Annotated in this window: 24 protein-coding genes, 1 tRNA gene and 1 pseudogene; 12 read left to right on the top strand and 14 right to left on the bottom strand. The window is 52.6% G+C overall.

Annotation, left to right across the window (positions count from 1 at the left end):
- Positions 1-122 precede the first annotated feature (122 nt).
- Together JWG43_RS15705 and JWG43_RS20085 are read right to left on the bottom strand one after the other, a co-directional pair.
- Complete coding sequence (locus JWG43_RS15705; protein ID WP_205243894.1) at positions 123-1,457, bottom strand: ATP-binding response regulator; 1,335 nt, start codon at positions 1,455-1,457, stop codon at positions 123-125.
- Between the two features lie 4 nt (positions 1,458-1,461).
- Complete coding sequence (locus JWG43_RS20085; protein WP_371925208.1) at positions 1,462-2,619, bottom strand: PAS domain-containing sensor histidine kinase; 1,158 nt, start codon at positions 2,617-2,619, stop codon at positions 1,462-1,464.
- Positions 2,620-4,005: 1,386 nt separating this feature from the next.
- On the opposite strand from JWG43_RS20085, the gene nrfD reads away from it, so the two are divergent.
- From nrfD to JWG43_RS15655, 9 genes are all read left to right on the top strand, one after another.
- Entirely contained in the window at positions 4,006-5,190 is a 1,185-nt protein-coding gene (nrfD, locus tag JWG43_RS15695) for an NrfD/PsrC family molybdoenzyme membrane anchor subunit (RefSeq protein WP_205243893.1), read from the top strand.
- Between the two features lie 82 nt (positions 5,191-5,272).
- Positions 5,273-5,641, top strand: coding sequence for a MerR family transcriptional regulator (locus JWG43_RS15690; protein ID WP_205243892.1), 369 nt, complete (start codon positions 5,273-5,275; stop codon positions 5,639-5,641).
- 756 nt (positions 5,642-6,397) lie between these two features.
- The gene (locus tag JWG43_RS15685) at positions 6,398-7,924 is read left to right on the top strand and encodes a pentapeptide repeat-containing protein (protein WP_205243891.1); all 1,527 of its coding nucleotides are present in this window, start codon (positions 6,398-6,400) and stop codon (positions 7,922-7,924) included.
- A 180-nt stretch (positions 7,925-8,104) separates the two neighbouring features.
- Positions 8,105-8,377 (top strand): 30S ribosomal protein S20, encoded by a 273-nt coding sequence (rpsT, locus tag JWG43_RS15680; protein ID WP_205243890.1) that lies wholly within the window; start codon positions 8,105-8,107, stop codon positions 8,375-8,377.
- Positions 8,378-8,584: 207 nt separating this feature from the next.
- Positions 8,585-10,069: an anthranilate synthase component I gene (gene trpE, locus JWG43_RS15675; RefSeq protein WP_205243889.1), complete on the top strand. Its 1,485-nt coding sequence runs from the start codon at positions 8,585-8,587 to the stop codon at positions 10,067-10,069.
- Positions 10,070-10,072: 3 nt separating this feature from the next.
- A complete protein-coding gene (locus JWG43_RS15670; RefSeq protein WP_205243888.1) occupies positions 10,073-10,693 on the top strand; it encodes a glutamine amidotransferase-related protein in 621 nt (206 codons plus the stop codon).
- A 30-nt stretch (positions 10,694-10,723) separates the two neighbouring features.
- Positions 10,724-11,752: an anthranilate phosphoribosyltransferase gene (trpD, locus tag JWG43_RS15665; RefSeq protein ID WP_205243887.1), complete on the top strand. Its 1,029-nt coding sequence runs from the start codon at positions 10,724-10,726 to the stop codon at positions 11,750-11,752.
- A 14-nt stretch (positions 11,753-11,766) separates the two neighbouring features.
- Entirely contained in the window at positions 11,767-12,531 is a 765-nt protein-coding gene (trpC, locus tag JWG43_RS15660) for an indole-3-glycerol phosphate synthase TrpC (protein ID WP_205243886.1), read from the top strand.
- Positions 12,528-13,199 carry a phosphoribosylanthranilate isomerase gene (locus JWG43_RS15655; protein ID WP_205243885.1) on the top strand — a complete coding sequence of 224 codons (672 nt, stop codon included), beginning with the start codon at positions 12,528-12,530 and terminating at the stop codon, positions 13,197-13,199. Before trpC ends, JWG43_RS15655 begins: the two co-directional genes overlap by 4 nt.
- Here JWG43_RS15655 and JWG43_RS15650 read toward each other — a convergent pair.
- Positions 13,188-14,030, bottom strand: coding sequence for a septal ring lytic transglycosylase RlpA family protein (locus JWG43_RS15650; protein ID WP_205243884.1), 843 nt, complete (start codon positions 14,028-14,030; stop codon positions 13,188-13,190). The two genes, JWG43_RS15655 and JWG43_RS15650, sit on opposite strands and share 12 nt — an antisense overlap.
- 16 nt (positions 14,031-14,046) lie before the next feature.
- On the bottom strand, positions 14,047-15,522 hold the full coding sequence (locus JWG43_RS15645; RefSeq protein ID WP_205243883.1) for a hypothetical protein: 1,476 nt from the start codon (positions 15,520-15,522) through the stop codon (positions 14,047-14,049).
- Between the two features lie 77 nt (positions 15,523-15,599).
- On the opposite strand from JWG43_RS15645, the gene JWG43_RS15640 reads away from it, so the two are divergent.
- Positions 15,600-15,676, top strand: a tRNA-Thr gene (locus JWG43_RS15640).
- A 543-nt stretch (positions 15,677-16,219) separates the two neighbouring features.
- Here JWG43_RS15640 and JWG43_RS15635 read toward each other — a convergent pair.
- The 6 genes and pseudogenes from JWG43_RS15635 to JWG43_RS15610 all read right to left on the bottom strand — a co-directional run bounded on the left by JWG43_RS15635 (position 16,220) and on the right by JWG43_RS15610 (position 19,680).
- Positions 16,220-16,528 carry a hypothetical protein gene (locus tag JWG43_RS15635; RefSeq protein ID WP_205243882.1) on the bottom strand — a complete coding sequence of 103 codons (309 nt, stop codon included), beginning with the start codon at positions 16,526-16,528 and terminating at the stop codon, positions 16,220-16,222.
- A 722-nt stretch (positions 16,529-17,250) separates the two neighbouring features.
- Positions 17,251-17,718, bottom strand: a pseudogene (locus JWG43_RS20590) (DUF6444 domain-containing protein); the annotation flags it as partial.
- Between the two features lie 97 nt (positions 17,719-17,815).
- Complete coding sequence (locus tag JWG43_RS15625; protein WP_205243880.1) at positions 17,816-18,691, bottom strand: Druantia anti-phage system protein DruA; 876 nt, start codon at positions 18,689-18,691, stop codon at positions 17,816-17,818.
- 163 nt (positions 18,692-18,854) lie between these two features.
- On the bottom strand, positions 18,855-19,100 hold the full coding sequence (locus JWG43_RS19755) for a helix-turn-helix domain-containing protein (protein ID WP_205243879.1): 246 nt from the start codon (positions 19,098-19,100) through the stop codon (positions 18,855-18,857).
- Entirely contained in the window at positions 19,097-19,429 is a 333-nt protein-coding gene (locus tag JWG43_RS15615) for a type II toxin-antitoxin system HicB family antitoxin (protein ID WP_205243878.1), read from the bottom strand. Before JWG43_RS15615 ends, JWG43_RS19755 begins: the two co-directional genes overlap by 4 nt.
- Entirely contained in the window at positions 19,426-19,680 is a 255-nt protein-coding gene (locus tag JWG43_RS15610; protein ID WP_205243877.1) for a type II toxin-antitoxin system HicA family toxin, read from the bottom strand. The genes JWG43_RS15615 and JWG43_RS15610 overlap by 4 nt, the downstream gene beginning before the upstream one ends.
- 23 nt (positions 19,681-19,703) lie before the next feature.
- On the opposite strand from JWG43_RS15610, the gene JWG43_RS15605 reads away from it, so the two are divergent.
- A complete protein-coding gene (locus JWG43_RS15605) occupies positions 19,704-19,874 on the top strand; it encodes a TraV family lipoprotein (protein WP_205243876.1) in 171 nt (56 codons plus the stop codon).
- A 14-nt stretch (positions 19,875-19,888) separates the two neighbouring features.
- On the opposite strand, the gene JWG43_RS15600 is transcribed toward JWG43_RS15605, so the two are convergent.
- Entirely contained in the window at positions 19,889-20,443 is a 555-nt protein-coding gene (locus JWG43_RS15600) for an SOS response-associated peptidase (protein ID WP_338033275.1), read from the bottom strand.
- Here JWG43_RS15600 and JWG43_RS20080 point away from each other — a divergent pair.
- Entirely contained in the window at positions 20,396-20,551 is a 156-nt protein-coding gene (locus tag JWG43_RS20080; RefSeq protein ID WP_338033274.1) for a hypothetical protein, read from the top strand. The genes JWG43_RS15600 and JWG43_RS20080 overlap by 48 nt on opposite strands.
- Before the next feature lie 104 nt (positions 20,552-20,655).
- On the opposite strand, the gene JWG43_RS15595 is transcribed toward JWG43_RS20080, so the two are convergent.
- The 3 genes from JWG43_RS15595 to JWG43_RS19750 are packed head-to-tail and all read right to left on the bottom strand — an operon-like array spanning position 20,656 to position 24,661.
- Complete coding sequence (locus tag JWG43_RS15595; protein WP_205243875.1) at positions 20,656-22,242, bottom strand: ATP-binding response regulator; 1,587 nt, start codon at positions 22,240-22,242, stop codon at positions 20,656-20,658.
- The gene (locus JWG43_RS15590; protein ID WP_205243874.1) at positions 22,239-23,870 is read right to left on the bottom strand and encodes a sensor histidine kinase; all 1,632 of its coding nucleotides are present in this window, start codon (positions 23,868-23,870) and stop codon (positions 22,239-22,241) included. The genes JWG43_RS15595 and JWG43_RS15590 overlap by 4 nt, the downstream gene beginning before the upstream one ends.
- Positions 23,870-24,661 carry a PAS domain-containing protein gene (locus tag JWG43_RS19750; protein ID WP_240193639.1) on the bottom strand — a complete coding sequence of 264 codons (792 nt, stop codon included), beginning with the start codon at positions 24,659-24,661 and terminating at the stop codon, positions 23,870-23,872. Before JWG43_RS19750 ends, JWG43_RS15590 begins: the two co-directional genes overlap by 1 nt.
- Positions 24,662-24,804: the final 143 nt, after the last annotated feature.

Genomic DNA, 24,804 nt, shown 5'->3' with positions numbered 1-24,804 from the left:
ACCTCCCTACCCCCCGCGCCGAGCCTGCCCACTTTTTCTCATTTCCTGCGGTTGGACCCTTCTCACAAGGGTACTGTTACTTGAGAATTTCGACTAGATTTCAGGTAATACGGTGTGACAATCTACAGAGGAAGGTCAATTTCAATGACCTTGAGACGATAGTACAGGTCCTCCCGGAAGTTACCCTGTCGTACCATTTGCTGGAAATCAACATTGGATGCGGCGATAATTCGCACATCGACTTGAATGGATTCATCCTGGCCCAACGGGGTGAAGGTTTTTTCCTGCAGGAAGCGGAGGAGAAACAATTGGGTTCGAGGGGAAATGTCCCCTATTTCATCCAGGAACAAGGTCCCACCATCGGCTTGCAGCAATCTACCCGCCCTGTCTCTGTCGGCACCGGTAAAGGCACCTTTGCGATGGCCGAAAAGTTCACTCTCCAGTAAATTTTCAGAAAAGGAAGCGCAGTCCATCTTGATCAATGGTTTATCACGCCGAGCGCTTTCAGCGTGAAGGGCTTCTGCTGCCAGTTCTTTCCCTGTTCCTGATTCACCAGTAATCAGTACCGAAGTGTCAACTTTCCCTATATTTTCGATGAGGTTGTACACCCTCTGCATCGCCGGGCTTGAATCGACAAATCCATGAAAAGTAATGCGATTCTGGTCTCTGTTCACCGGTATGGTGCTGCTCATGTCCCTGGCGACAATGACGACGCCCTGCAGTACATTCTGCTCGTCCTTTAGCGGTGAAGCGTTAATGCTGATCATTTTTGTTTTGTGGTCAGGAGTGGTGCATTCGATGAGGTGTCTTCGGACCTCAATGCCTCCCTGTAAAATTTTCCGTACATCATCGAGACAAGCATTGCCCAATGCATCACTCGGGAGGCAATGGATACCTTTTTCAGTATTGTTATCAGAATAATTTAACCATTGTTTTGCTGTTTCATTGAGTTGAACAATTCGTAATTGTGAATCGAATGTGATGATAGCATCGCTGACTGATTGAAAAATTGCATTAAGGTATTGTCTGAATTTTTCATTTTCTTGTTGGAGTCTTTGTGCTTTATTTACGGCAAACCAATGCTGAAGAGCTCTTCTGGTAAAATGAATCAACGTATCTTTATTGACTGGTTTTGATATATAATCAAATGCATTATGTCGAATTGATTTTGAAGCAGATTCCAGATTAGGAAATCCGGTAATCATAACTACTGGACATTTTACCCCTGATTCTCTTATATTTTTCAGAAAGTCTGTGCCGCTTGGTCCTGTCAAAACAATATCACTTATTATCAAGTCATACTCTGCTTGGTTAAGTGCTTCAAATGCTGAATTTACATTGGATACTGATTTAACAGATTTATATCCTTCCATTTTAAGAAAAATTTCAAATGTCTGTCTTATTGACTCCTCATCGTCTACAATAAGTATTTTTGCTGCATATAAATTTTCACTCATAGAATTATCTTCCTATTGGTAATTCTATTATTATCTCGGTAAATTTATCTACAATAGAATTAAGATATAAGTTTCCATCATGTTCTTTAATTATTCCATAACTTATACTGAGACCTAATCCTGTTCCTTCCCCAGGTGGCTTTGTACTGAAAAAGGGTTCAAAAACATGCTCTAGTATAGATTGAGGTAAACCTGTTCCGTAATCTTTAAAAATAATTTTATAAAAATTATTTTTATCATTATTTGTTCCTTGAAATATTATTTCAATTTTTTTGTTTTCATCCAATCCTTTGAATTTATTATTTAAAGCATATCGACTGTTACTGATGAAATTTAAAAAAACTTGTTGTAATTTTCTGAAATCAGCAATAATAAATGAATTAAAACTCGGAAAAACTTTTATCACCTTGATTCCATCTTTCAAAAGTTGATGATTAACCAGGTCAAGGCTGGAATCGACAACTTCAACAGGATCGACAGGCTCTCGCAAACCTATGTCCGCCCGGGCAAAAGAGATTAAATTTCTGGTGATAGTTGCTATCCTGTCTCCTTCTTTCATAATCTTCTGCAGCATATCAACCCCAGCGGGATCAAGGTCATACGTATCCAGCAATATCTGCGCAAAATTAATTATTCCTGTGATGGGGTTGTTGACCTCATGAGCAACACCAGCGGCAAGTTCTCCCAGGGCCGCAAGTTTCGCGCTCCGAAAATAGTCCACCTTGCGAAGCTCATCTCGGGTAAGCTCCCTGGCGATGAGCAGAATAGTGTCTACTTCGCCTTGAGTATTTTTAACAGGTGAGATGGAAAAGGAATATTCACCAGAGAGTCCAGGGAGGCAGGTCTCCTCAGTTTTTGGTGTGCAATTCTTAAGAAATTCTTCCAGGGGACATTCAAGGTGTGGCCAGCGGCCACCATGTATGATTTTACATACTCCCTGGCCAATGACTTCCTCCCTCGATTTCTGAGCAGCTCTCAAGGTCGCATCATTGACCTCGATGATGATTCCGTCCGGTCGGACCACAAGACACGGGTCCTCTATGCCATTGAAAACCGCTCGCCAGGTTCCAGGGGACCAGTAGGTTTCACGATCACACCTGCCATGGGGAGCTGTGGTCTGCTCAGAGGGTATCCTTCTGTTTGGGCTCTTTGTTGTATCCACCGATTTGTAGGTTAAAGGGGAAGCAATAAGGGTATTTTGTTGATCCGATATTAATACCACAACGTATCACATTTATACCTGAAATACTCATCAAAAAAAAACAGCTGCGGTCAATAATTCTCGAATCCGTAACGGCTGGATGCTTATTTTGGATATATCATGCTGTAATCATGGTATAATTGCAGAATCATCCTTGATGATATCCTTCATCAGCCGCCTTTCTGGCGTCCGTTTGCACGCCACCCGCATCACCCCTAACCGACTGAGAAAGTGTGCTTTTATTAAAAAATCGCAAACAATACAGCTGACGCACCGACGAACGTTCAACGGATCTAGATGATTAATCAGTAAATATATGAAAAGTTAACAAAAATTTTTTGTAAACAGAGGGATGTTTTTTTATATACCGCTTTTCTCTCTCTCTTTTGGCTGGTCAAGCGAGCATTTCAGTCGCGAGCAATGGTACAAGCAATTATTGAAATCTCACTCTTGGAAAGGATGATTGGCAGGATGGTTGGTCGGATATTCTTTTCCCCGGCATGGTTACTGTAGCCTGTTCACGATTTTCGCACAGTCTTCAAGGGAAAATGAGGATGAATTGCTTCCGGGATTGTGAGCGTTGACTGCACTAGGATCAAATTACGCCTATGGCAGGTTGTTGTTCTTTAACTTGTTAATTTTACGATATAAATTAGTTTGTTTATTCAAAGGGTTGTTTATGGTGACGACAAGCACGGCGTTTAAGATGAAGCCTCGTCCGAACCGCTTCTATTTTTAACATATTGAATTTATATATAAAATTAATCTAACCGCAAAAGATTTTTTTTGGCAGTCGATCAAATACCGCTGCACAAAGGACGCATAAAGCGTCCTTTTTTATTTGTCCTGGGGATAATTTTGATCTTTCAGGGGAGGATTATTTAAGGTCTCAGCTTGCTAAAAAACATGAACTTCGGTGTGTACAGGTAAATTTTATCTCATCTTTTCAGGGTAATGGTGCGTTGGTTGCCTCAAGAAAGTTTTCTGTTTCCATGGTGGCACACCCCTTGCCTTAAGCAGGGCTAGGAAATGCTTCAACAGCAAAAAAACTGAGGGGGAAGACAATGCATATTTCACGGCTTAACCAAACAAATCGGACCGAAGATGTTGGCGGGCCCTGTACGGTCAAATGGATTCGGGCGTATTTGCCTCAATGCATGGAAACGTTCTGGTGCTGCCTCGCTTTTTTGCTGTTTCTTCTTCTGGGACCATTCTCAGCTGTAGTTGTTCTAATTGGGCTGGGATCCCTTGCCAATGAAGCAAACAAAAAAGAGATGAACGAACCGGCACGATTGTAATCTATCAGGTTTATCAGTCATAAACGAAACAGAAAAAAGGAGGTTTATCATGGCAAAAGTATTTTCACTGACAGCAACAGCGGAACCTGAAGTGGCGAATCCGCTGGTAAAAATGTTGTCCATCATGTTCGGGCTGCTCCTGTTGGCGGGGGTCGCCGTCGGGCTGACCGGTTTTATTATCGGGCACAAGCCTTTGTTTAATATGACCAGGGAGGTGCCTTGGGGATTGCTCATTTCAACGTATGCCTTTTTCGCCATCACTTCGACAGGGCTTTGCCTGTTAGCGGTGATCAGCCATCTATTCGGAGGTAATCGATTGGCTCCCCTGGCAAACAGAATGGTCTGGATTTCCTTGATCACCATTCTCAGCGGCTTTCTGGTTATTGGTATGGAAATTGTCAGTCCATGGAGGATGTTGATCTATAACATCACCTCGCCCAACATAGCCTCCAATATCTGGTGGATGGGGACTCTGTACGGTCTCGCCCTCGGATTCATTCTGGTTGAATTCTGGTTGATCCTCAATCGACGTTTCGGCTTGGCGTTAGCGCTCGGCATCCTTGCTGCGCTGGCGGAAGTCGCTGCCAATACTTGCCTGGGCGGTGTTTTTTCTACTCTGGCGGCTCGTCCATTCTGGTTTGGATCACAACTGCCGGTGTATTTCCTGGCCTGTGCCTTTCTGTCCGGTGCGGCCGCAGCCATTATTTTTACCCATTACGCGTATATCATTCGCGGACGTCAAATGGAACAGCATGTTTTTGAAGGCGTTCAGGCCGCGGGTAAGGTGTTGTTGCTCATGCTGGTCCTGGTTTCAGTCTCCACGTTCTGGAAAATGACTGCATTCTTTGTCGGCGGTTCCAGTGAAGGCCGTGTCGCCGCCGAGGCACTTGTTTATGGACCTCTGGCCACTAACTTCTGGGGCATTGAGATCGGTGTCGGTTTGGTCGCTCCGATGCTTCTCCTTGTACTGACCAGAATGAATAGTCTGGCAGCATTGTCTACCGCGGGTTTGATGAGTCTTGTGGGCATGTTTGTGTCCAGGCTGAACATGGTAACCGCCGGTCAGATTGTTCCCCAGTTTAGCGGTGTCGAATCCATGCCCACCTACCTGAGCTATACCCCTTCCGGATTTGAATGGGTTGTGGTGCTTGGCGGCATCGGTTTCACCGGTATTGCTTTCCTTCAGGGGGAACGATTCTTTGGTAAACGTTTTACCGAGCATGAGGCGCATTAAAGGGGTCGTGACTGACTGGACACTGAGACCGGGCTCCACCTGTAAGGGGGCCCGGTCGCGGGTGCAAGCAAAGAGGGTTAAAATGGTTGATGAAAAAAAAGCAATCTTCACCATAGGTGTCGCGGCACAAATGCTGAATGTCCATCCACGAACCTTGCGGATTTATGAAGAAGAGGGATTGATTTCTCCTCTGCGCAAGGGGAAATGGAGGTATTACACCATGGATGATGTCAAATGGATAGAGTGTCTGCGGGAAATGATCCACGATCACGGCGTTTCCATTGCCGCTGTGAAAAAATTATTGCAGTACACACCATGCTGGAATATCACCGATTGTCCCTTTGAAAAGCGCAAGCAATGTACAGCATTCATGGCCAATGGCTTAATTCCGAAAAAAATCGACAAACAGAAACAAGCCAAAGTGCGCAACCTGGATAACAAGGCAGCCTGAATACCTGCTCTCTTTTGATGAGCAGATCGAACCGAACCGAAGTGTGTTCTTCCGGTTCGGTTTGCTTTTGCAGGTATTTTCCTGAATCCGTGAGCGTTCGTCCGTGCGCCAGCTTCGTTGTTCGTGACCGTTCGATTAAAGTAGACTTTATCGGACGGTTACGGGCAATGAAGCTGGCGTGCGGACGAATGCCCCGAAGGGCGGCTGGTGAAAGTTTTTTTCAAGAGTTTAGCTGCAAATATAACATGCTTACAGCAAGATATATCCGAAAAGGGTCGAGCCGCCCTGGATTCAGGATTTTATAACCTTTCTCCGAGTACTGGTCACCTGTTTGATGTATCAGGCTCATGTATTGTAACCAGTCACAGGTGCCTCAGGTTCGTGCAGATGCGGCTTCCCGGTATAGTTCTCCTGCGCGGACAGTCAGGTTCTATGTAACGATGGAGTGCCTGGATCACCTACCTGTCAGAGCAGGGTTTATTGTTGAAGAGTGTTGAATCTCGTGGAATTGTCGGGTATAGATGGTGTCCGGCAACAAACCATTTTTCCGTGATTTATCCGGATATATTCGGTAGATTTAGCTTCTGGACCCATGTTGACTCCAGGGTACCTCCGGAAACGAAATGCCTTGTGCTCAATCGAGACGGGCTGGTTAATGCTATGCGATCACAGGCATACACTTAATAGACCCAGCATTACGTTTGACGTGCAGTACCCCTCTTGCCGCTTTGCTGCATCGATCAAAGGAAGACTGTTATGAACCATCGTGTCCTTTTCTTTTTCCTGGCTATGTCCATGGTTGTGCCGATCCAGGCTGGACATGCCGCTCCGCCTGGATCGAACCGTCCGATTGTCCAGGAGAATTTTCTTCAATTGATGGCAACCAACGCCTGTTCTGGCTGTGATCTGGCTGGGGCGGACCTGACCCGGGTTAAATTGGCCGGTGCTGATCTGGAGGGGGCTAATCTGGCGGGAGTTAAGTTTGTTCTGGCGGATTTATCCGGTGCCAACCTGCGGAACGCCAACCTACAGGGAGCAAATCTCGGTGGTGCCGATCTGGCCAATGCAAATCTGGAAGGCGCTAATCTCACCGGAGCTTTCCTGGAAGGGGCTTTTCTCGCGACTGCTAAAATGACAGGCAGTATTCAGACCCGGCCAGGACGTGCCGCGGAAGTGGCGCAGGGGGTCGGGGAAAAGGTTTTTGTTCCCGATGTGACGCAGCCGAAGAGCAAGCCCTACACCCAGGAACTCATCATTGAACAGCCGGCTGATCAGTCAACAGTCGATACGCCTGCACTTCAAGCTGACCCCTTAACCAGTTCCAGTCCGGAAACAGCCTCAGTTTCCAGCCCGCCCCAGGAAGTTCCAGAGCCGCCGGTTGGCCGTAGACCGATAGCTCCGCTGGTGCAGCCGATGGTTGATCCGGTGCAGACCAAGAAAATCGTTCCCATTGCAGATGCGGACATCCCCACTGAAGTCCATGCTGTGTCCTCGGCCGATGCTCCGGTCCCGGAGCAGATAGAGGATCCCAGCAGTACCGGCAAACAAGCTTCCGCCTCGCATGCGGGGTCACCTGATTCCACCCCGGCAGGTACGGAGATTCCTGATGAACCTGAAGTGCTTTCCTCTGGCACCCGGATGGAGGCGGCTTATTTCGAGGCAGGGGAAGAGTTTTTTGCAGTTGCCGCCTCTGGGGCCAACGAACCGGGCACCCGGGCTGTAGACGTGGAAGCAGATTTTTCGCACTCTGCAACAACGCAGAAAATCGCTCTACCAGAGTCGCAACCGGAGAAGGAAGTTTTGTCGCAAGAGGAACCAGCCCCGACATCTGATTTCTCGTCGGCAAGACAGGAGCCGAATGTTTTTTCTCCTGCTCTCTCCCCAGGAGAGGGGGGTGAGGATCTGATCCAAATCGCTGCTGTTGCTGCAGATACCGGCAAACAGGAGCTTCTCGACCGGCTGTTCAAAGATAAACGATGCGTGGGCTGTGATCTTTCTCAGGTCGATCTCGCCGGGAAAAATTTAAGCGGGTTTGATCTTGAGCGCGCCGATTTGAGCGGCAGTGACCTGCGTCGGGCCCGACTGGGCAGGGCAAACCTCAAGGGGGCTAATCTGCGGCAAGCCAATCTGCAGGATGCGGATCTGCGCCGGGCTGATCTGTACCTGGCTGATTTCACAAGAGCCGATCTCACCGGGGCCAGACTGGAAAATGCTTTGGTCGATGGTGCGGTCTTCACCGGTGCCTTGGGTCTCGACCTGGAGGGCGCTCTGGTTGCCGAGTGAATCCTTGATCCCTGAACGTTTGTCCGTCACGGATTCAAGTGAATATATCCGGCGGTGGATGTGAATAGGCTTGACACCGAAAGGACAGTTCGATATATATTCAAAGTTGTAGTTTTTGTTTGATACCGTTTTTCCATCAGTATAGATGCCGTATATAATGATACCGAGTTAGGAGCTTTCATGGCAAATCATAAGTCCGCGGAGAAGAGAAGTCGTCAGTCCAAAGTGCGTCGTTTACGTAATCGTATGAATAAATCGGCAATGAAAACCGTGATCCGTAGGGTTGAGGAAGCCTTGGCCGCAGGATCAGAGGAAGATGCGAAAGCTGCGCTTCAGGTCGCAATCCCGATCATTCAAAAGACTGCCTCCAAAGGAACGATTCACAGAAATACCGCCTCGCGCAAAGTTTCCCGACTGACGAAAAGGGTGCAGGCAATGCAGCCCCTTGTTTGAGGGATATTCGATTTTCCTTGCCCTTGTTATAGGATGACAGAAATGCCATGGAAGCTGTATGCTACCATGGCATTTTTTATTCCCCGTCAGCCAGTTTGTCCCTTATGAAGCTCTGATCAACGGTTCAAGTTTCAAAGTCATGCACTTTTGTCCTTGCACCCCGGTTAAGGTTGACAATAGTTTCACTGCCACCCACAGGTTTTTTTCATGTACGTTCCCGAACCGCAGGTTTTCAGGGAAATGATCGGTCAATTCGATCTCGTTCCCGTGTACCGCACCATCATCACCGACCTTGATACTCCGCTGACCATTTTTGCCAAGGTAGCGGGTAATGACCCCCACGCCTTTCTCTTTGAATCCATGGAAGGCGGTGAAAAATGGGGTCGGTACTCCTTTATCGGCCTTGATCCGCTCATGACCTGCACCAGCGAAGGGGACCGCATGCGTGTCTGCTATCCGGGCCGTGATGATGTCGATGATGAACGAACCGGTGTCAATCCCATGGAGGAGCTGAAGAAACTACTGGCCTCCTTTGCGGTGAGCACCTCACCCGGGCTACCGCGGTTTTTTGGTGGCGCGGTCGGCTTTCTCGGCTACGACATGGTCCGGTTCATGGAAAACATCCCGGATCGGCACCCATCCCTTGGACTGCCTGACAGTTCCTTCATGGTGCCCGGCATTGTCCTGATCCATGATTCTGTCCAACAGAACCTGACCGTCGTCTGTAACGTCTGGAAAGGGGAGGGCGATGAGAGCAATCAGATGTACCATCGGGCCTGTGAACGAATCGAGCAGATCATCAGTCAGCTCCGTGGACCGATTCCCGTCTCTGTCTTCCAGGATGAACAGGTTGAATCCCATCAGTTCTCGGCCAATATGGACGAGGCGGAATTCACCGCCATGGTCGATCGGGCCAAGGAATATATTCTCGCCGGAGATATCATCCAGGTGGTGTTGTCGCAGCGTTTCCACACCACATTGCAGGTCAGCCCCTTCACCCTGTACCGGGCTCTCCGCCATATCAATCCCAGCCCCTACCTTTTTTATCTGCGCCAGGGCGATATCCTGCTCATTGGCTCATCACCGGAAATTCTCGTTCGTCTCGAAGACGGAGATATTGAACTGCGTCCCATCGCCGGGACCAGGAAACGGGGAGCAACGCCGGCGGAAGATCTGGCCATGGAAGAAGAGCTGCTTGCTGATCCCAAGGAACGGGCCGAGCATTTGATGCTGGTGGATCTGGGGCGCAATGATGTCGGTCGGGTTGCGGCGAACGGTTCCGTGGTGGTGCGCGATCTGTTGATTATTGAACGCTACAGTCATGTGATGCACATTGTTTCCGGAGTGCACGGTACCTTGCGACCGGGCCTGGATCAATTCGATGTCATTCAGGCCTGTTTTCCCGCCGGCACGGTGAGTGGTGCACCCAAGATCCGGGCCATGGAGATCATCGACGAGCTGGAAAACAGCCGCAGGGGCCCCTATGCCGGTGCGGTGGGGTATTTCGGTTTTTCCGGGAACATGGATTTCTGCATCACTATTCGTACCTTTCTCATTCATGGACAGGATCTCTCGATCCAGGCCGGAGCCGGAATCGTTGCCGATTCGGACCCACAGAAGGAATACGAGGAAACCATCAACAAGGCCATGGGGTTGCGCCGGGCCGTGGAATTGGCGGAAAAGGGGTTGTAAGCCGTGCTCATCATTATCGATAACTACGATTCTTTCACCTACAATATCGTTCAGACCCTGGCCACGGCCCCAGCCAATGCCGCCGCGAACTGGCAGCCTCCCGAGGTCATGGTTGTTCGCAATGATGCGGTTACGGTTGACGACATCATGGCCCTGGCTCCGAAGCGATTGCTCATCTCGCCCGGTCCCCGTACGCCAAAAGAAGCCGGAATTTCCATGGCAGCCATCCTTGCCTTCAGCGAACGTATTCCCGTTCTCGGGGTCTGTCTTGGCCACCAGTCCATCGGCGAGGTCTTCGGCGGCAGGGTGATCCGGGCTTCCCGGTTGATGCACGGAAAAACCAGTCCCATCCACCATGACGGGCTCGGCGTATTTTCCGGATTGCCCAGTCCCTTCGACGGCATGCGCTATCATTCCCTGGTGGTGGAAGAACAGACCCTGCCTGATTGCCTCCTGGCCACTGCCCATACCGATCAGGGCGAATTGATGGGGCTGCGGCATCGGAGTCTGCCCATCGAGGGGGTTCAGTTTCATCCCGAATCAATCATGACCACCCCTGGCAGCATCCTGCTGCATACTTTTCTTCGCTTGGATTATGAACAGCTGCTCCGCGACCGGAGTTGATGCAACAATGAGGCACCGAGAGGTTTTATCATGATAAAAGAAGCGATCAGCAAAGTCGTTGCCCTTGAAAATCTGCATGAACAGGAAATGATCACCGTGATGCAGGAGATCATGAGCGGCGAGGCAACCGCTGCGCAGATCGCAGCTTTCATCACCGGCCTGCGTATGAAGGGGGAGACCATCGACGAAATTGTCGGCGCGGTCAAGGTGATGCGGGAAAAAGCGACTTTTATCGATACCGGTGTCAAGGCCGAACAAGGCGAGGTGCTGATGGATATCGTCGGTACCGGTGGAGACGGGTCCGGCAGTTTCAATGTTTCCACCACCACCAGTTTTGTGGTCGCCGCCGCCGGAATTCCGGTAGCCAAGCATGGCAACCGGGCCGTCTCCTCCCATTGCGGCAGTGCCGATGTTCTCGAGGCCCTGGGAGTGAATCTGAGCACACCACCGGAAAAAGTGGCGCTCTGTGTTCGGGAGGTGGGCATCGGCTTTCTTTTTGCCCCTCTGTTGCATGGGGCGATGAAATATGCCATTGGACCGCGGCGGGAAATCGGTATCCGGACCCTGTTCAATATTCTCGGCCCCATGACCAACCCCGCCGGAGCCAACGTCCAGCTCACCGGTGTATTTTCCCGCGATTTAACGACGACCCTGGCGGAAGTTCTGGTGCGCCTGGGCATGAAGCGGGCTATTGTTGTCTGGGGTGAAGGCAATCTCGATGAGATGACCATCACTGGCGCCACCCACATTGCTGACGGTTACGCCGGCCGGGTGACGACCTCGATTCTTCGCCCCGAGGAGGTCGGCCTGCAGGTTGCCGATGCCGGCTCCATACGTGGCGGCAGGACGGCAGCGGAGTCAGCGGCCCAGGTACGGGCCGTACTGGGCGGTGAGCCTGGCCCCAAACTGGATATGGTCCTGCTCAATGCCGGTACCGCGCTGATGGCCGCGGGCCTTGTTGAAACTATTCCGGCCGGTATTGACAAGGCCCGGGAGATCATTGCTTCGGGGGCGGCTTTGGCCAAACTCGAACAGCTCATTGCTTTCAACCGGACCTGATGGGAAGTGTTGCCATGATCCTTGATACCATTGTCGCCAGAAAATATGAGGAAGTCGCGGCCTTGAAAAGACGGGGACTGCCGGAAATGGGCGCATCATTGGGGCCGCCACGTGGTTTTCTCAAGGCACTGACCAGTGCTTCCGGGGTCGCAATTATTGCCGAGGCCAAAAAAGCCTCCCCGTCCAAAGGGGTGATTCAGCCGGATTTCGACCCGGTCCGCATAGCCCGCGCCTACAGCAAAGGTGGTGCCCATTGTTTATCCGTGCTGACGGATGTCGATTTTTTTCAGGGCTCTTTAGACTATATTCCTCTGGTTCGTGCAGAGGTGTCGTTGCCGGTGCTGCGCAAGGATTTTATCATTGATCCTCTGCAGATCGAGGAAGCGCACGCTGTCGGCGCTGATGCCGTGCTGCTCATCGCCGCCATCCTCTCCACTGACCAGTTACAGGAATACAGGCTGCAGGCCGAATCCCTTGGTCTCGATGTTCTGGTCGAAGTCCATGATGAGCGGGAGCTGGAATCGGCCTTGAGCGCGGAAAGCCGGTTGATCGGCATCAATAATCGCAACCTCAACGATTTTTCGGTCAGTCTGGAGACAACCTTTCGGCTTATGCGCGAGATCCCCGGGGAAATACCCGTGGTCAGTGAATCCGGGATTGCCACGGCAGCGGATATGAAACGGTTACGGGAGGCCGGGGTGACGGCGGTTCTTATTGGTGAGAGTCTGATGCGGGCGGGCAAGCAGGACCAGCTGCTGCGGGAATTTCTGACGGCATGAACGGGTTGTCACGCATCCGTATTAAAATCTGCGGCATAACCTGTCTGGAGGATGCGTTGTGTGCCGTGGAGGCGGGCGTGGATGCCCTGGGGTTTATCTTTTATGAAAAGAGTCCCCGCGTCATCGCACCCGAGGTCGCCGGGCGGATCATTGCCCGGTTACCGCCTTTTGTTGATGCGGTTGGTGTTTTTGTTGACAGCGATCTCGCCCGGACAACGGCGATCATTCAGGATTGTCGCCTTGGCTATGCCCAGTTGCATGGCAAGGAATCTGCTGGGTATTGCCGGGATCTGGTCACGCAGCTCCCCTCGTGCCGGGTACTCAAGGCCCTGCGGGTCGGACCGCATTCGACAGCGGCCGATGCGGCCCCCTACCGGGACAGTGTGCAGGGGTTTCTCCTTGATACTTTTGACAAACAGGTTGTGGGTGGCACCGGGGCAACTTTTGACTGGACCATGATCGCTCGGTTGCGGCTTGACAAACCCTTTCTCCTCGCTGGCGGCCTTGATGTCGCCAATATTGGGGCAGCACTCAATCAGGTACAGCCCTATGGAGTGGATGCCAATTCGGGGCTCGAGTCGGCACCGGGGCGCAAGGACCATGACCTGATCAGGCGATTTGTCGGCCTGGTTCGACGATATGAGGCCGAGGCATCGTCAACGGGCTAGCAGCATAGCGTAGCGGAAGCCTTCCGCCTCCAGTTCCTGTTGATACACCTTGGCCCGGGCCAGCGAGGTGCCGGCAAAAATCATGACCCGATACAGATTCATGCCAGCGGCCGGATACTGCTGAATGATCACGTCCCGCCCCCTGCGGGAAAACGCCTGGGCCAATATCCTGGCATTCTCGACCTTCTCGAACGCTCCAACCTGCACATAAAAATTTCCTTTGTCAAAATCCTGAGCCGGGGGTTTTTCTGGTGGTGGGGTGGTGACGGCCGCTGTTGTTGTCCTTGGACTGGGGGCAGGCGCTGTATCTCTCTGCGCCAGGGCGATGATTTCCACCTCAGCGGTTCCGTTTCTGACGATACCCAGCGCCGCGGCCTTGGTATAGGTCAGATCCACAATCCTCTCCCGAACAAAAGGTCCACGGTCGTTGATCCGGACCACCGCGGTTCTGCCGTTTTCAAGGTTCCGCACCAGGAGCATGGTGTTCATGGGCAGTGTTTTATGGGCTGCCGTGTCACCATACATGTTGTAAATTTCACCATTGGCCGTTCTCCGGCCATGAAAGGGTTTGCCGTACCAGGAGGCTATACCTCGCTCCACGTACCCCTCAGCTGAAGGGATGGGGTAGTAGGTGATGCCGTTGATCACATAAGGCCGCTGGGTTGCCGGGATGGCCGGAGGCTTCTTTTTTGCTGGCGTACTCAGGTGGGTTTTGGTGGGAGCCGGGGCCGGGGTGGGTGGTTTTTTACTGCCGCACCCATAACAGATGCTCATGAGCAGGAGCAGCACCAGGCAGTTGATCAAGGTTGGCCGTACAGTGAGTACCTGCATGGAAGCGTGTCAAGGTTCAGGGTGCGAGGAGATGTTGAAACCGGTCGCGATAGAACATCCCGGCCGGTCCGGTTGTATGGGGCGTATACGGTCGCAGGCCTGTTCCTTCGCCGACAACGTTGTCAAAAGGGACCAGCCCCTCCTCGTCCAGGTAGGACAGGCGCAGGTCGAGCACAGGGCGAAAGACCTTGATAACCCCATCTGTATCGGTTGCCACAATCATCTGCTCCCAGCGTCGTTGGGTAAAGCCCTGGTACCAGACCCCCAGACGCGGCCGTCGGGTCAGGCCGTCACGCATGACAGGGGGCAGGAGGCGGCCGGTGCCATAGATATTATGCTCGAGCAGATATTCAACTTCCGAACTGGACTGGACGGTCAGACGATACCAGGGCTCGAAATCGTCGCTTTCTGAGAGGAGCAGGTGGGTAGTGAAGTCGTTGAAGCTCCATTGGCCGTGACAGACCTGGCAGGCCACCTTGTGGCCGAACTCATCATGGGCGGGATGGCGCAGAAGGGGGACAACATGTTCGTTCCCTGAGACGCGGGCTGTCAGTACCAGATCCTCGCCTCGCACTTCAAGGGTATCGAGCGCCGGCAATGAAGTCGATTCCGGCTGCCAATCATGGCAACCACTGCAGGTCAACGATCCGGAAGAGCCGCCGTGGGCACTGCCTTGGTGACAATCAATGCAGGTCAAACCTCTTTGCTGGTGGACATCGGTGACCAGGTTGTGGGCTTCGATGCCGTAGGGGCGGGAGCGCAGAGTGGGGTTGGCGGTGAAGGGTGTGCGGTATTCCCAGTCGTAGTCATGTTCATAGCGGCCATAATAGTCGCTGCCGACATAGTTGCCGTAATGACAACTTAGACATTGCTTGTCGGTGGGAATGATGAAGCTGTGGGACTGCAGGCGCCCGTCTTTGAAGGACAGGTGGCAGGCGCTGCAACCGGTGCCGCGGACGACGGCGGGATAGAGATCGCCGGACGAATAGACATGACAGCGGAGACAGCGCCTCCGCAGCATGTCATCGGCCAGGTCGAGCGGTGTTGAAAAAGAGGCCGCCACAGGAATGTCCAGTGGTGAGTCGAGATGCTCCTCGGCTCCGAAATGCCTGCGGACAGTGTTGACTTTATTCTCAAGGGTAAAATGCAGGGAATGGGCTGCATCGGCAACCTGTTCCTGATGACATACGCCGCAGGTGGCCGCCATCTGCTCCGGATGACCCGGGCGGGCGATCAGACCGGCATGTGCCTGGTCAACTTGACTCACATTGTCCACACCTCCATGACAGGCGGTGCAGGCAATGGCATGGTGTGCGTCGAGTTGCACCTTGTCATGACACCCACTGCAACCGACCGGTAACGGAACACTTGCAACTGCCGGAACCTCCTCTGCTTCCTCCGAAATCGGCGGGGAAGATTCCTCGGCCCGGCATCCGGCCAGTCCCAGGAAGAGAAGAAGGAGGAGGAGGAACAACACAAAAGACCATTTCATAATCTTGACACTATACCATAAAATTGCTACATCAATAAACCTCAAACCGCACCCTGCGGAAACGATACTCACTGCAGGCCGATATAGCTCAGTTTGGTAGAGCGGCTGATTCGTAATCAGTAGGTCTCCGGTTCAAGTCCGGATATCGGCTCCATAAAATCAAGCACTTAGTCAATCATGATTAAGTGCTTTTTCATTTTTTACGCTGCTGCGCATGCCGCCAGACAAAAAAAATCCCCTGCCAGCGATCTGGTCAAGGGAGGGCTGTTTCGTTATGGTGGAATGGATCGCTCAACCCAGTGGCTAATCGCCTTTCCTTCTTCTTGTTCTGCCTTCTCTTTTTCCCGTACCACTCAACGAACGATTCTCGCATCCTCTCAAAAATTCGGGTAGCCCTGTTCAGATCGACCTGTCCAAATTCAACCATTGAGCAAAGGTCGGGTCGGGTGGTTTAGTACGATGAATAGCATTATCTAGCGAATTTCTCTAACTACTTATAATACTGTTACTACCTGCAGCGGCGACGCAGTAGTTTCCATATACTCACTTAGTTTAGTGGCGCGAGGTGAGGGGAGAGCCAGAGTCAAGGCGAAGGTGGAGACGCAGACGCTCTCAAACGTTGAAGCTCTGCTTTGAGTTCTCGAATCGCCTTAACAGCTCATAAAATCTCGTTTTTCATTTCATGCCGTTCAGTTTTTTAATGGCTGAACGTGTTCAGAACCAGTGATCGGTAGGTCTCAATATCATATTTCATTGCAAGAGGCAGATCACCCTTGATGGCATTCCAGAAATCCTCAGTGGAGTATTTTTTTAACTGTGATTTGAAAACCACCTTTTTTTGCATTTTCTCGCAATGTTGACGGATCTCTTTCTCAAAGGCGGACCGGGCATAGATAGCCGCCGCCTTGTAGTCACATTGGGCAAGGTGTCTTTCCGCGTGCCACCGCCGATGAATTTCTGACCCACCACCACCAAAAATTTGACCCACCTGTCCGTTTTTCACCATCCTTCCCACCGTTTTTTTTTCAGACCCACCCGATCCTTTTCCCCGTTGTGCGAAGAAGTCCGTATACTGCTTTGATGCCTTCATCAAGGCAGAGGGCGGTATGGGAACCAAGGACAAGAATCGCAAGCGTCCCTGCCGTGTGTGTCGAAAATGGTTTCAACCGAATGCCCGCCTTGGGGCACGCCAGAAGACCTGTGGGAGTGCGGCGTGTCAAAAGGAGTGGCACGCTCGGACATGCCGGGAGTGGAACAAAAAGAACCGGGCCTATTTCCGGGAGATCTATCTCGAGAAGCGGCTGGCATTATCTCAAGAAGAACCGGTGGAGGCTCCAGCCCCGGAACCCATCCCAGAGTACTCACTACCACCGAGTCGTTTTCAAGAGGTGATGAGCCGGCAACAGTTGATAATCATTGGCTATTTGCTCCGACTTCCCCCGTATCGATTCCAAGAGGTGATCAACTGCCAACCTTTTGAAATGGTTAAGAATCGACAACAAGTACCCCCGAAGCCCCTTGCAAGAGGTGATAGCCCTGTCCGCTCCCATGCCGTATCGTGAAGCAAACTCGACAACGAGGTGCGACATGGAACGAGGCATCCATCTGACAAGTGAGCCGGAGTCCTTGGCTCTTCAAAAGATCGGGGAACGATTTCGGGGATTGCGCATAGTGGATCCCTTGGCGGAGCGTTCGATTCAGCGCTCAATGGAGCAATACGGTCAGTTATCACCGGTGGTGGTGCACCAAGCCGAGATAGGCAATGGCGGCATGAACACCCGGGCCGAAATTGGATTGAGCAATGTGGTTCGGCAGGGAAGCGGTGGTGCGATGGCCGCATGAACAGTGCAGGACGTGGCAGCGATATTCCTCTTTGATCGGCACGACCACCGGTATGTCATACACCTGGTGGCGTGCTGGTTGCGGTGAAGGAATGCGGTGCGCTTCGGAAAAGGGGCGTTGACAGCCCTGGCAGTGCTCCGGGAAGAGATCATGGATGTGATCCATCTCCTCGGGCGGCAAGAGTTCGCGCCGGGTCCCTTTATGACCGGGTTGAGCACCCTGGCGGCGTTTGCCGGGCGTACGACGTGGCGGGTTCTTTTTGGTCCCTGGCGGATCGGTCGATGGCGGTCGGGAGGAATTGGTCGAGTTGCAGGTCAGCGCAGCGATTTTTCTTTCCAGGTCCCCAACCCGTTGCTCATATTGTTCGAGTTAACGGATACGGGTGTCCATGGCCAGGAGGGTTGCGATCACCACCTCCCTGCCCGCGGCATGGATCCGCTCGGCTTCCTGCCTATCCATGACAGAGCCTTTTGCGGAAGTCGCGGGATAAGGGATAGCCATACATGGCCTTGATCGATGTGAGTTGTTGCTGGGTTTTATTATATTTCCCCCGCCCATGGGTCAGGCCGAGCTTGATCCAGTTGGCGGCCCGGTAACAGGTGCCGGCGAATCGTTCGGTGTCGATGAAGGTTTCAATCCAGAAGATAGGGTGGTTGTAGAGCTGTTGCCAATCGCTGGAGAGAGACCTGGCGGCAAGGCCCAGCAGGTGCGAGGCCAGATGCGGCACCTTGACCCAGGGCAGGATGAGAAATCTGGTGTTGTAGGCGAGCAGGTGGCGGTTTCGCTCCCGCGCTTCCGGAGTCCAGCCGATATAGGTGTCGCGACAGGTCATGGCATACGGAGCGGAGGAGAAAATAAGACAGGCCAGCACCCTGTCACCGGCAAAGGCGAGGTACTTGAGGTGCTCACCCACCGGCCGGGCATAACCGAGATAATGATGGTGCTGGATGAGGCTGTTGCACAACCGTTCCTCGGGGGTTCTCCGGACCTGACGCAGCTTGATGGGCATCAGATCCTTGACCTGGCCGGTGATCGGTTCTTGGTTGGTCTCAATCGTGTACTGGGCACATGCCCTGCGACCAACGTTGTTGTTGTCTTTGATTCTGGGCGGGAGAACGATATAGTGCTGTCGCTCAAGGATGAGGAGGAGGCTTCGGCAGACCATGTCCTTGAGTAGGCCATTGGCTTGCCGCCAGTCCCAGGCATGACAAATCCGCCGGGAGATAGCCGTGCGGCCTTCGGCGGAATACTCGGCGATGACCTTCTTAATGAAGGCGATATCGTCTTGGGTAATGGTGCGATTCCGATAGGTCATTATTGCGGTCATGCACGAATATATACCGGAATTTTTCCATGAACGCACGCTTTTTTTCAGTGGGGAGAGAGACGGTGAAGGGTTACTTGCGGTTCAACAACTCTACCGAAGCGTTCAGCCAGGCGGCCAAAGGTCACGTTTTCGAGGGTTAGTCCAGCCCGGTAAGTTGTGACATTTAATCGACCAACTGCTCAGGCCTTACTCCCATGGCCGTCGCCAATTTTTCAATAGTGGCATCCTGGTGATTGTTGCTGTTCTCCATCTGGGAAAGGGCAGGCTGCGAGATGCCGGCTCGTGCTGCCAGTTCCTTCTGGTTCAGGCCCAGGTGTTTGCGCCACGCCTTGAGCAGATTCCAATTTTTTTTGACAACCAGTTCGACCACCGCATGAGGGGTCAGGATATCGTTGATGCGGCTTTTCACGACTGACACGCCTTCTTCAGCACCCCCGCTGCCCACTGGTTAATGCTCTTCCCACTGGTTTCAGCAGCAGCAGCAACGGCAGCATGGACTTCAACCGGTACCCTCAGCATAAGGTTCCCGGAGTGCGGTTTATTTGGCTTCTGCCCCAATTGTTCGCAGGCGGCAAGGTAGCTGTCCACAGCTTCGGCGAATGCTGTTTCAAGTTCTTGCACGGATTCACCGTGAAATCCAACAACATCACGAAGGCCGATGATGCGTCCAACAAAAATATGGTCGTCCGGATCATATTCGATCTTGGCATGATACCCTTTGTATTTCATGCTGTTCATGGTGCTTCACCTATCTTGGTTAAAAATTCACGAGCATCCTTGACGCGGTACCGCAACGCTTCCTTTTCCGGGTGCGGTCTGTGAAAGTAGGCCCTTATGCCATCTCGTTCAAAGGTGACGCTGGAGCCAGCTCCCTCAATTACCTGGCAACCAAGAGCAACGAGCAGCGCCTCAATCTCGCTCCATTTCATATTACCGTTTGCCGGGTCGGCGAAGATCGCCGCCAGTGTCTTCCGATGCTTTGACTTCATAAGATAACGATAGCAAATAATGATTGCAACCGCAAGAATTGAAGGTATTACCCTCGGTCACGCATCTTGACGATTTGCCTGGTCTGATCCTGCTCCTGCCCTATACCGGCGAGGGCAACGAGCTGTTCATGACCCGCTATGTCTTTGTCGAGATCGAAGCGGCCCCGTGGGTGCTCACCGATCTTGGCGAGTAATAAGGCGTACTCTGTTATTCCTCCGCAGAGATACGGGCCACACAGTCCGGCCCGTTGTGGCGGGGGTTGTTCACCTTGCTGTTCACCGGATGGATCGTCATCGGTGCGGCAAATGGTGTGAGCAGGGCGAGTGAAGTTTGTTGATTGGTACCGGGATCCAGCCAGGCCGATAGGTTCTCCTCGTTGAGGATGACCGGCATTCGCTCATGGATCGGCCGGATCTGGGCATTAGCCTCGGTGGTAATGATCGCACAGGACTCGATGACAGTGCCGTCATCTCCTTGCCAGTTATCCCAGATGCCGGCGAGAAGAAACAAGCCGTCATCGACCGGGCGGAAGAAATAGGGTTGTTTGCGGCCGTCAATCTGCTGCCATTCGTAAAAGCCCCTGGCCGGGATAAGGCAACGGCGGTGTTTGAAAGGGCCTCGAAAAGAGGGCTTTTTTTCGATGCCTTCGGCCCTGGCATTGATTAAGGGGAATTTGGTTGTGGCGGTCTTGGACCAGAACGGCACCAGGCCCCAATGGAGCAGGGCATATTCCGGTTGAGCGGATTCCGGGGCAAGACGAATGGCGAGGATGTCCTGGGACGGGGTGATATTGTAGTTCTCGAAGACCGGTGGCTCCGGCAGATGGAGGGACTCGTAGCCAAAGCAAGCCGGATTATCTCAGCTGAATAGTTCCGAAAATTGATGAAGATCAGATTCGGGAGCAAGGACAGGGAGGTTGTCGATTCGTGCAACTGCTCGAAACGTATGGGTGGTAATTTGAAAGCACAATTTTTCTATGCATTTCTGCTATAGCTGACCACACTATCATCGCGTATGGGCAACAGAATAGTAAAGGTTGTGCCTGTTTCCGGCTGACTGGTTACACGGATTTCCCCATTATGCCGTTGAATAATACCATAGCTGACCGGAAGGCCCAGTCCGGTGCCTTTGACCTCCTCTTTGGTGGTGTAAAAGGGTTGGAAGAGCTGCTCCATTGCTTCGTCCTTAATGCCAATGCCATTGTCGTGGAAAGCCACTGCCACCCGGTCGTTTTCCTGCCAGGTGAGAAGAGTGATCACGCAGCCCGGCTGCTGGCAGGCATCGGCGGCGTTGGTGAGGAGGTTGAGAAAAACCTGTTTGATCTGGTCGGGAACCGCGAGGATTTCAGGCAGTTGATCGGCGTAGTCGAGCACCACGGAGATCCGTTTGTTCTTGAAATCACTTTTGTAGAGAAGCAGGATGGCATTGAGCGATTGGTGCACGTCCATCACTACCTTCTTGCCCGAGGAAGGCCGGTTGAAATCCTGGAGGTGACGGATCAGATCCTTGATCCGATCTCCCTCGACGATGGCTGCTTCCAGCAATTGGCGGTCTTCCTCTTCCAGGACGGCCCGTTTGCGCAATCCCTTGAGGATCGACAAAATACCCTGAAGAGGGTTGTTGAACTCGTGGGCAATGGAAGCGGAAAGTCTGCCGATGGCCGTGAGTTTTTCGGCATGAAGGTATTGTTTCTGGGTTTCCTGCAGTTCCTGGGTCCGCTGTTCGACCCTGCGCTCCAGGTTTTCATTGGCTAGTGCCAATTGCTCTTCCATCCATTTGCGTTGAGTGATATCGGTGGCGAATCCTTCAATAACCTGGTCGTGGTTGTCGCCATCGGCTTCGGTGGGGGGAGAGAGACGGGCATCCATCGAAAGCCAGATGATTTCACCGTTTTTCTTTATTTTCCGGCACTCGAATTGCCTCAGTTCGCCATGGTTCTTTAACTGACTGATGAAAGCCTGTCGCTCTCCGTGATCCACCCATATGGACTGTTTCAGGTCGGTATTATACCAGCTGAGAGCCTCTTCCACACTGGTGCAGCCCATAATGCGGGCCATCTCCTGGTTCATCATCATAATAAGGTCCGAGGCTGTGGCGCGAAAAATACCGAGGGGCGCTTCTTCATAGAGGCGACGAAACCTGGTTTCGCTTTTCTCCAAAGCGATGCGGCTTTCCTTGAGCTGTCGGTCCAGGGCATGTCGGTGCAGACTCATAGTGATCGTTGCCGCCAGTTCCCGTTCTGCGACGGGTTTGACCAGATACCCATAGGGCGCAACAGCCTTGACCTGCTTCAGCAGAGGTTCCTGGGAAAAACCGGTAACAAAGACAACAGGGACATCGGAGATGGAGGCGATACTTGCGGCGGTCTCGATGCCGTTCAGCTTGCCGGCCAGTTCGATGTCCATCAGCACCAGGTCGGCCTGGTTGTTCTGGCATATCTCCACAGCCGCCTCACCCGTGCGTACCGGACCCAGAACAGTATACCCAAGTTCAATAACTGTTGCCGAAAGATTGGTGGCCAGGATACCGTCGTCTTCAACAATCAGAATGGAAGCTGTCATGGTTTGCTGTCTTTGCTTGAGGTGAAGGTCAGGGTGAACCGGGTGCCGCCCAGCCGGTCCAGTGTATATTCACCGCCGAGCTGATGGCACCCCAGCATGCGGACCAGAATCATGCCCAGGGTGGAGGCGGCTTTCCAGTCGTATTCAGGAGGCAGGCCAATACCGTTATCGGCCACTGCAAGGGTGTAGGTGTTGTTGTCCTGCCGGATGCTGACCTGTATGTGACAACCGTTTTTTTCCGAACACGGTGTCCCTTCTGGAAAGGCGTATTTAAGGGCGTTGGAAACGAGTTCGTTGATGATCATACCGCAGGGGACGGCAATATCCAGCGGCATCTCGACCCCTTGCGCCTCCGCCTGGCAGGTAATGCGAGGGGTCCCGTAAGCGGTGTGCAGATGGAAGATCAGGTCCTGGGTATATCCATGGAAATCAATCCGGGCCAGGTTGTCGGACCTGTACAGTTTTTCGTGAATCAGACTCATGGAAAAGATTCTGCGGCTCAGCTCGTTGAGCAGGTCCCGGCCCTGCTGATCGTTGAGCATCCTGCGTTGCATGTCCAACAGGCCGATGATCGCGGCCAGGTTGTTTTTCACCCGGTGATGCACCTCACGCAACAGCACCTCTTTCTCCGCCAGGGCGGCGGCAAGGGATTGTTCGGATTGTTTCAGGGCGGAGATATTGGTGTGGGCAACAAGGACATGGCCGGTATCGCCCACAAGGGGCAGGGCCTGGAGACTGAACCAGCGGTTCTGTTCATTGGGAGCATGACAGGGGTATTCAATGGTAAAAGAGGGTCGTTCGCCCCGTTGTACCTGACGGATGCCGGCAAAGGCCTCAGCGGCATTGGTGATATCCCCGTATTGAGACGACCAGGAACAGAAATAACTGGTCCCCGGACCAAGTTTGTTCATTTCTGTGCCGTTGTTTTCCTGGGCGAAACGGGTCCAGGCCTTGTTGACATCAACAATCATGCCTTCTGGGTCGAGAAGGGCGATGTGGGCAGAGGTCGAGTCGAGGATACGCCGGGTGAACACGGCCTGTTCACTGGCTTGGATTTCCGCATGTTTGCGGTCAGAGATGTCATTCAGGACGATCCGGTACTCAGACTGACCAACGGCAAGCTGGACAGTGGTGATGGTCAGGTGGGCCCAAAAGGAGCTGTCATCGTCTTTTTTCAGACGCAGTTCGTACTCCTGGGGGCCGGGAATATCTTGTCCCTGAAGCTGTTGCAGGGTGCAGAGGTGGTGGTCTTCCTCGAGGATGAAGCGTGTAAATGGCTGCTGCACCAGGGTGGTCCGGTCGACCCCCAGCAGGGTGGCTGCGGTGAGATTGGCCTCGAGGATGCGGCCGTTACCGGATAAAGTGCAGTAGCCCACCGGTGCCAGATCATAGAGGTCGAAATAACGTGCTCGAGACGCATCGAGTTTTTCCTGGGCCTGGCGTAGATCTTCATTCTGCATCTCGAGCTGGACCTGATGCACCCGCAATTCGTGGAGAATTTGCTCCGTGTCCTGCTCAGTAAGGTCAGGGGAGGACGTGGGTAACCGGGCTTGTTCATTGCGGACCGCTTCTTCAGCCAGTCGGCGGAGTTCAGCGGCTCGTTTGCGGTGAAGCTTATCACTGGTCATTATTTGTTGGCCTCATTGTCAGGTTGATTGCCCGGCCAATACCCGGGTCGTGCCACCATGGCACAGGTAATACCGATACTGGTGCCCTCGGTATCACGCAGCGGTTCCGCGAGGAGATCATAGTCTTGGGACGTGCCGTCAAAGGTGATGCGCACTTTCTGTCGCACCCCTGTGCCGCTTTCCAGCACACGTTGTTTGATGGCCATCAGTTCTGCGGCTTCGTCGGGTGGCAAGAGGTCGGCATCGGTCTTGCCGAGGATACGGGACGCGGGAAAGGGGGCTTCATTGCAGATCCAGGTGTAGCGCAATGCCTTGTCCTGGTTGGCGATGACAATGGGCACGGTTTGCAGGGCCACGCGCATGCGTTCTTCGTTCAGACGCAGGGCATCCTGGGTTTTCTTAATCTCGGTGCACTCAACAAAGGTGATCACCGCGCCTTCGATGATGTTTTCCGTGGTGCGATAAGGCCAGATGCGCAGCTGGTTCCAGGTGCCGTCTGTTGCCTGCACTTCTTTCTCGATGGGTCTCAGGGTATCGAGCACAGCCTGGGTATCTGCTACCAGGTTTTCGTAATTGACCAGGTTGGAGACAATATGGCCCACCGGGCGACCGATATCGCCGGCGATCAGATTGATGATCCTGGTGGCGGCAGGGGTGAAACGCTGGATACGGAGCTGATGATCCACCAGGATGGTAGCAATGCCCAGGCCGGCCAGAAGGGTGTTCAGGTCGTTATTGGCTCCGGACAGCTCCTGGATCTTATTCTGCAGCTCGGCGTTGACTGTAGTCAATTCTTCGTTGACTGATCAGCAGTTCCCGCTTTGTCCTGAACCCCAGTGAATACGTGGTTCCTTAAAACAGTTTTCGCAAACTTTACCAGCCCGCCAAGGAGGAGGGCTGTTGTAAGATATTAAAATTACATCATTATTTTTTT

It is taken from the genome of Desulfobulbus alkaliphilus, from assembly GCF_016918545.1.
Taxonomy (GTDB): domain Bacteria; phylum Desulfobacterota; class Desulfobulbia; order Desulfobulbales; family Desulfobulbaceae; genus Desulfobulbus; species Desulfobulbus alkaliphilus.
The sequence above is the reverse complement of the archived record's forward strand: the minus strand, read 5'-3'. Positions and strand labels throughout refer to the sequence as shown.

What these genes read in the sequence shown, in the direction of transcription:
- JWG43_RS15645 (WP_205243883.1), bottom strand. Translation starts at nt 15,522, where the DNA reads ATGAAATGGTCTTTTGTGTTGTTCCTCCTCCTCCTTCTTCTCTTCCTG.
- JWG43_RS15610 (WP_205243877.1), bottom strand. Translation starts at nt 19,680, where the DNA reads ATGAAGTCAAAGCATCGGAAGACACTGGCGGCGATCTTCGCCGACCCG.
- JWG43_RS20080 (WP_338033274.1), top strand. Translation starts at nt 20,396, where the DNA reads ATGGAGCAGGGCATATTCCGGTTGAGCGGATTCCGGGGCAAGACGAAT.
- trpE (WP_205243889.1), top strand. Translation starts at nt 8,585, where the DNA reads ATGTACGTTCCCGAACCGCAGGTTTTCAGGGAAATGATCGGTCAATTC.
- trpC (WP_205243886.1), top strand. Translation starts at nt 11,767, where the DNA reads ATGATCCTTGATACCATTGTCGCCAGAAAATATGAGGAAGTCGCGGCC.
- JWG43_RS15655 (WP_205243885.1), top strand. Translation starts at nt 12,528, where the DNA reads ATGAACGGGTTGTCACGCATCCGTATTAAAATCTGCGGCATAACCTGT.
- JWG43_RS15590 (WP_205243874.1), bottom strand. Translation starts at nt 23,870, where the DNA reads ATGACCAGTGATAAGCTTCACCGCAAACGAGCCGCTGAACTCCGCCGA.
- JWG43_RS15690 (WP_205243892.1), top strand. Translation starts at nt 5,273, where the DNA reads ATGGTTGATGAAAAAAAAGCAATCTTCACCATAGGTGTCGCGGCACAA.
- JWG43_RS15625 (WP_205243880.1), bottom strand. Translation starts at nt 18,691, where the DNA reads ATGACCGCAATAATGACCTATCGGAATCGCACCATTACCCAAGACGAT.
- JWG43_RS15650 (WP_205243884.1), bottom strand. Translation starts at nt 14,030, where the DNA reads ATGCAGGTACTCACTGTACGGCCAACCTTGATCAACTGCCTGGTGCTG.
- rpsT (WP_205243890.1), top strand. Translation starts at nt 8,105, where the DNA reads ATGGCAAATCATAAGTCCGCGGAGAAGAGAAGTCGTCAGTCCAAAGTG.
- trpD (WP_205243887.1), top strand. Translation starts at nt 10,724, where the DNA reads ATGATAAAAGAAGCGATCAGCAAAGTCGTTGCCCTTGAAAATCTGCAT.
- JWG43_RS15595 (WP_205243875.1), bottom strand. Translation starts at nt 22,242, where the DNA reads ATGACAGCTTCCATTCTGATTGTTGAAGACGACGGTATCCTGGCCACC.
- JWG43_RS15635 (WP_205243882.1), bottom strand. Translation starts at nt 16,528, where the DNA reads ATGGTGAAAAACGGACAGGTGGGTCAAATTTTTGGTGGTGGTGGGTCA.
- JWG43_RS15705 (WP_205243894.1), bottom strand. Translation starts at nt 1,457, where the DNA reads ATGAGTGAAAATTTATATGCAGCAAAAATACTTATTGTAGACGATGAG.
- JWG43_RS15615 (WP_205243878.1), bottom strand. Translation starts at nt 19,429, where the DNA reads ATGAACAGCATGAAATACAAAGGGTATCATGCCAAGATCGAATATGAT.
- nrfD (WP_205243893.1), top strand. Translation starts at nt 4,006, where the DNA reads ATGGCAAAAGTATTTTCACTGACAGCAACAGCGGAACCTGAAGTGGCG.
- JWG43_RS15685 (WP_205243891.1), top strand. Translation starts at nt 6,398, where the DNA reads ATGAACCATCGTGTCCTTTTCTTTTTCCTGGCTATGTCCATGGTTGTG.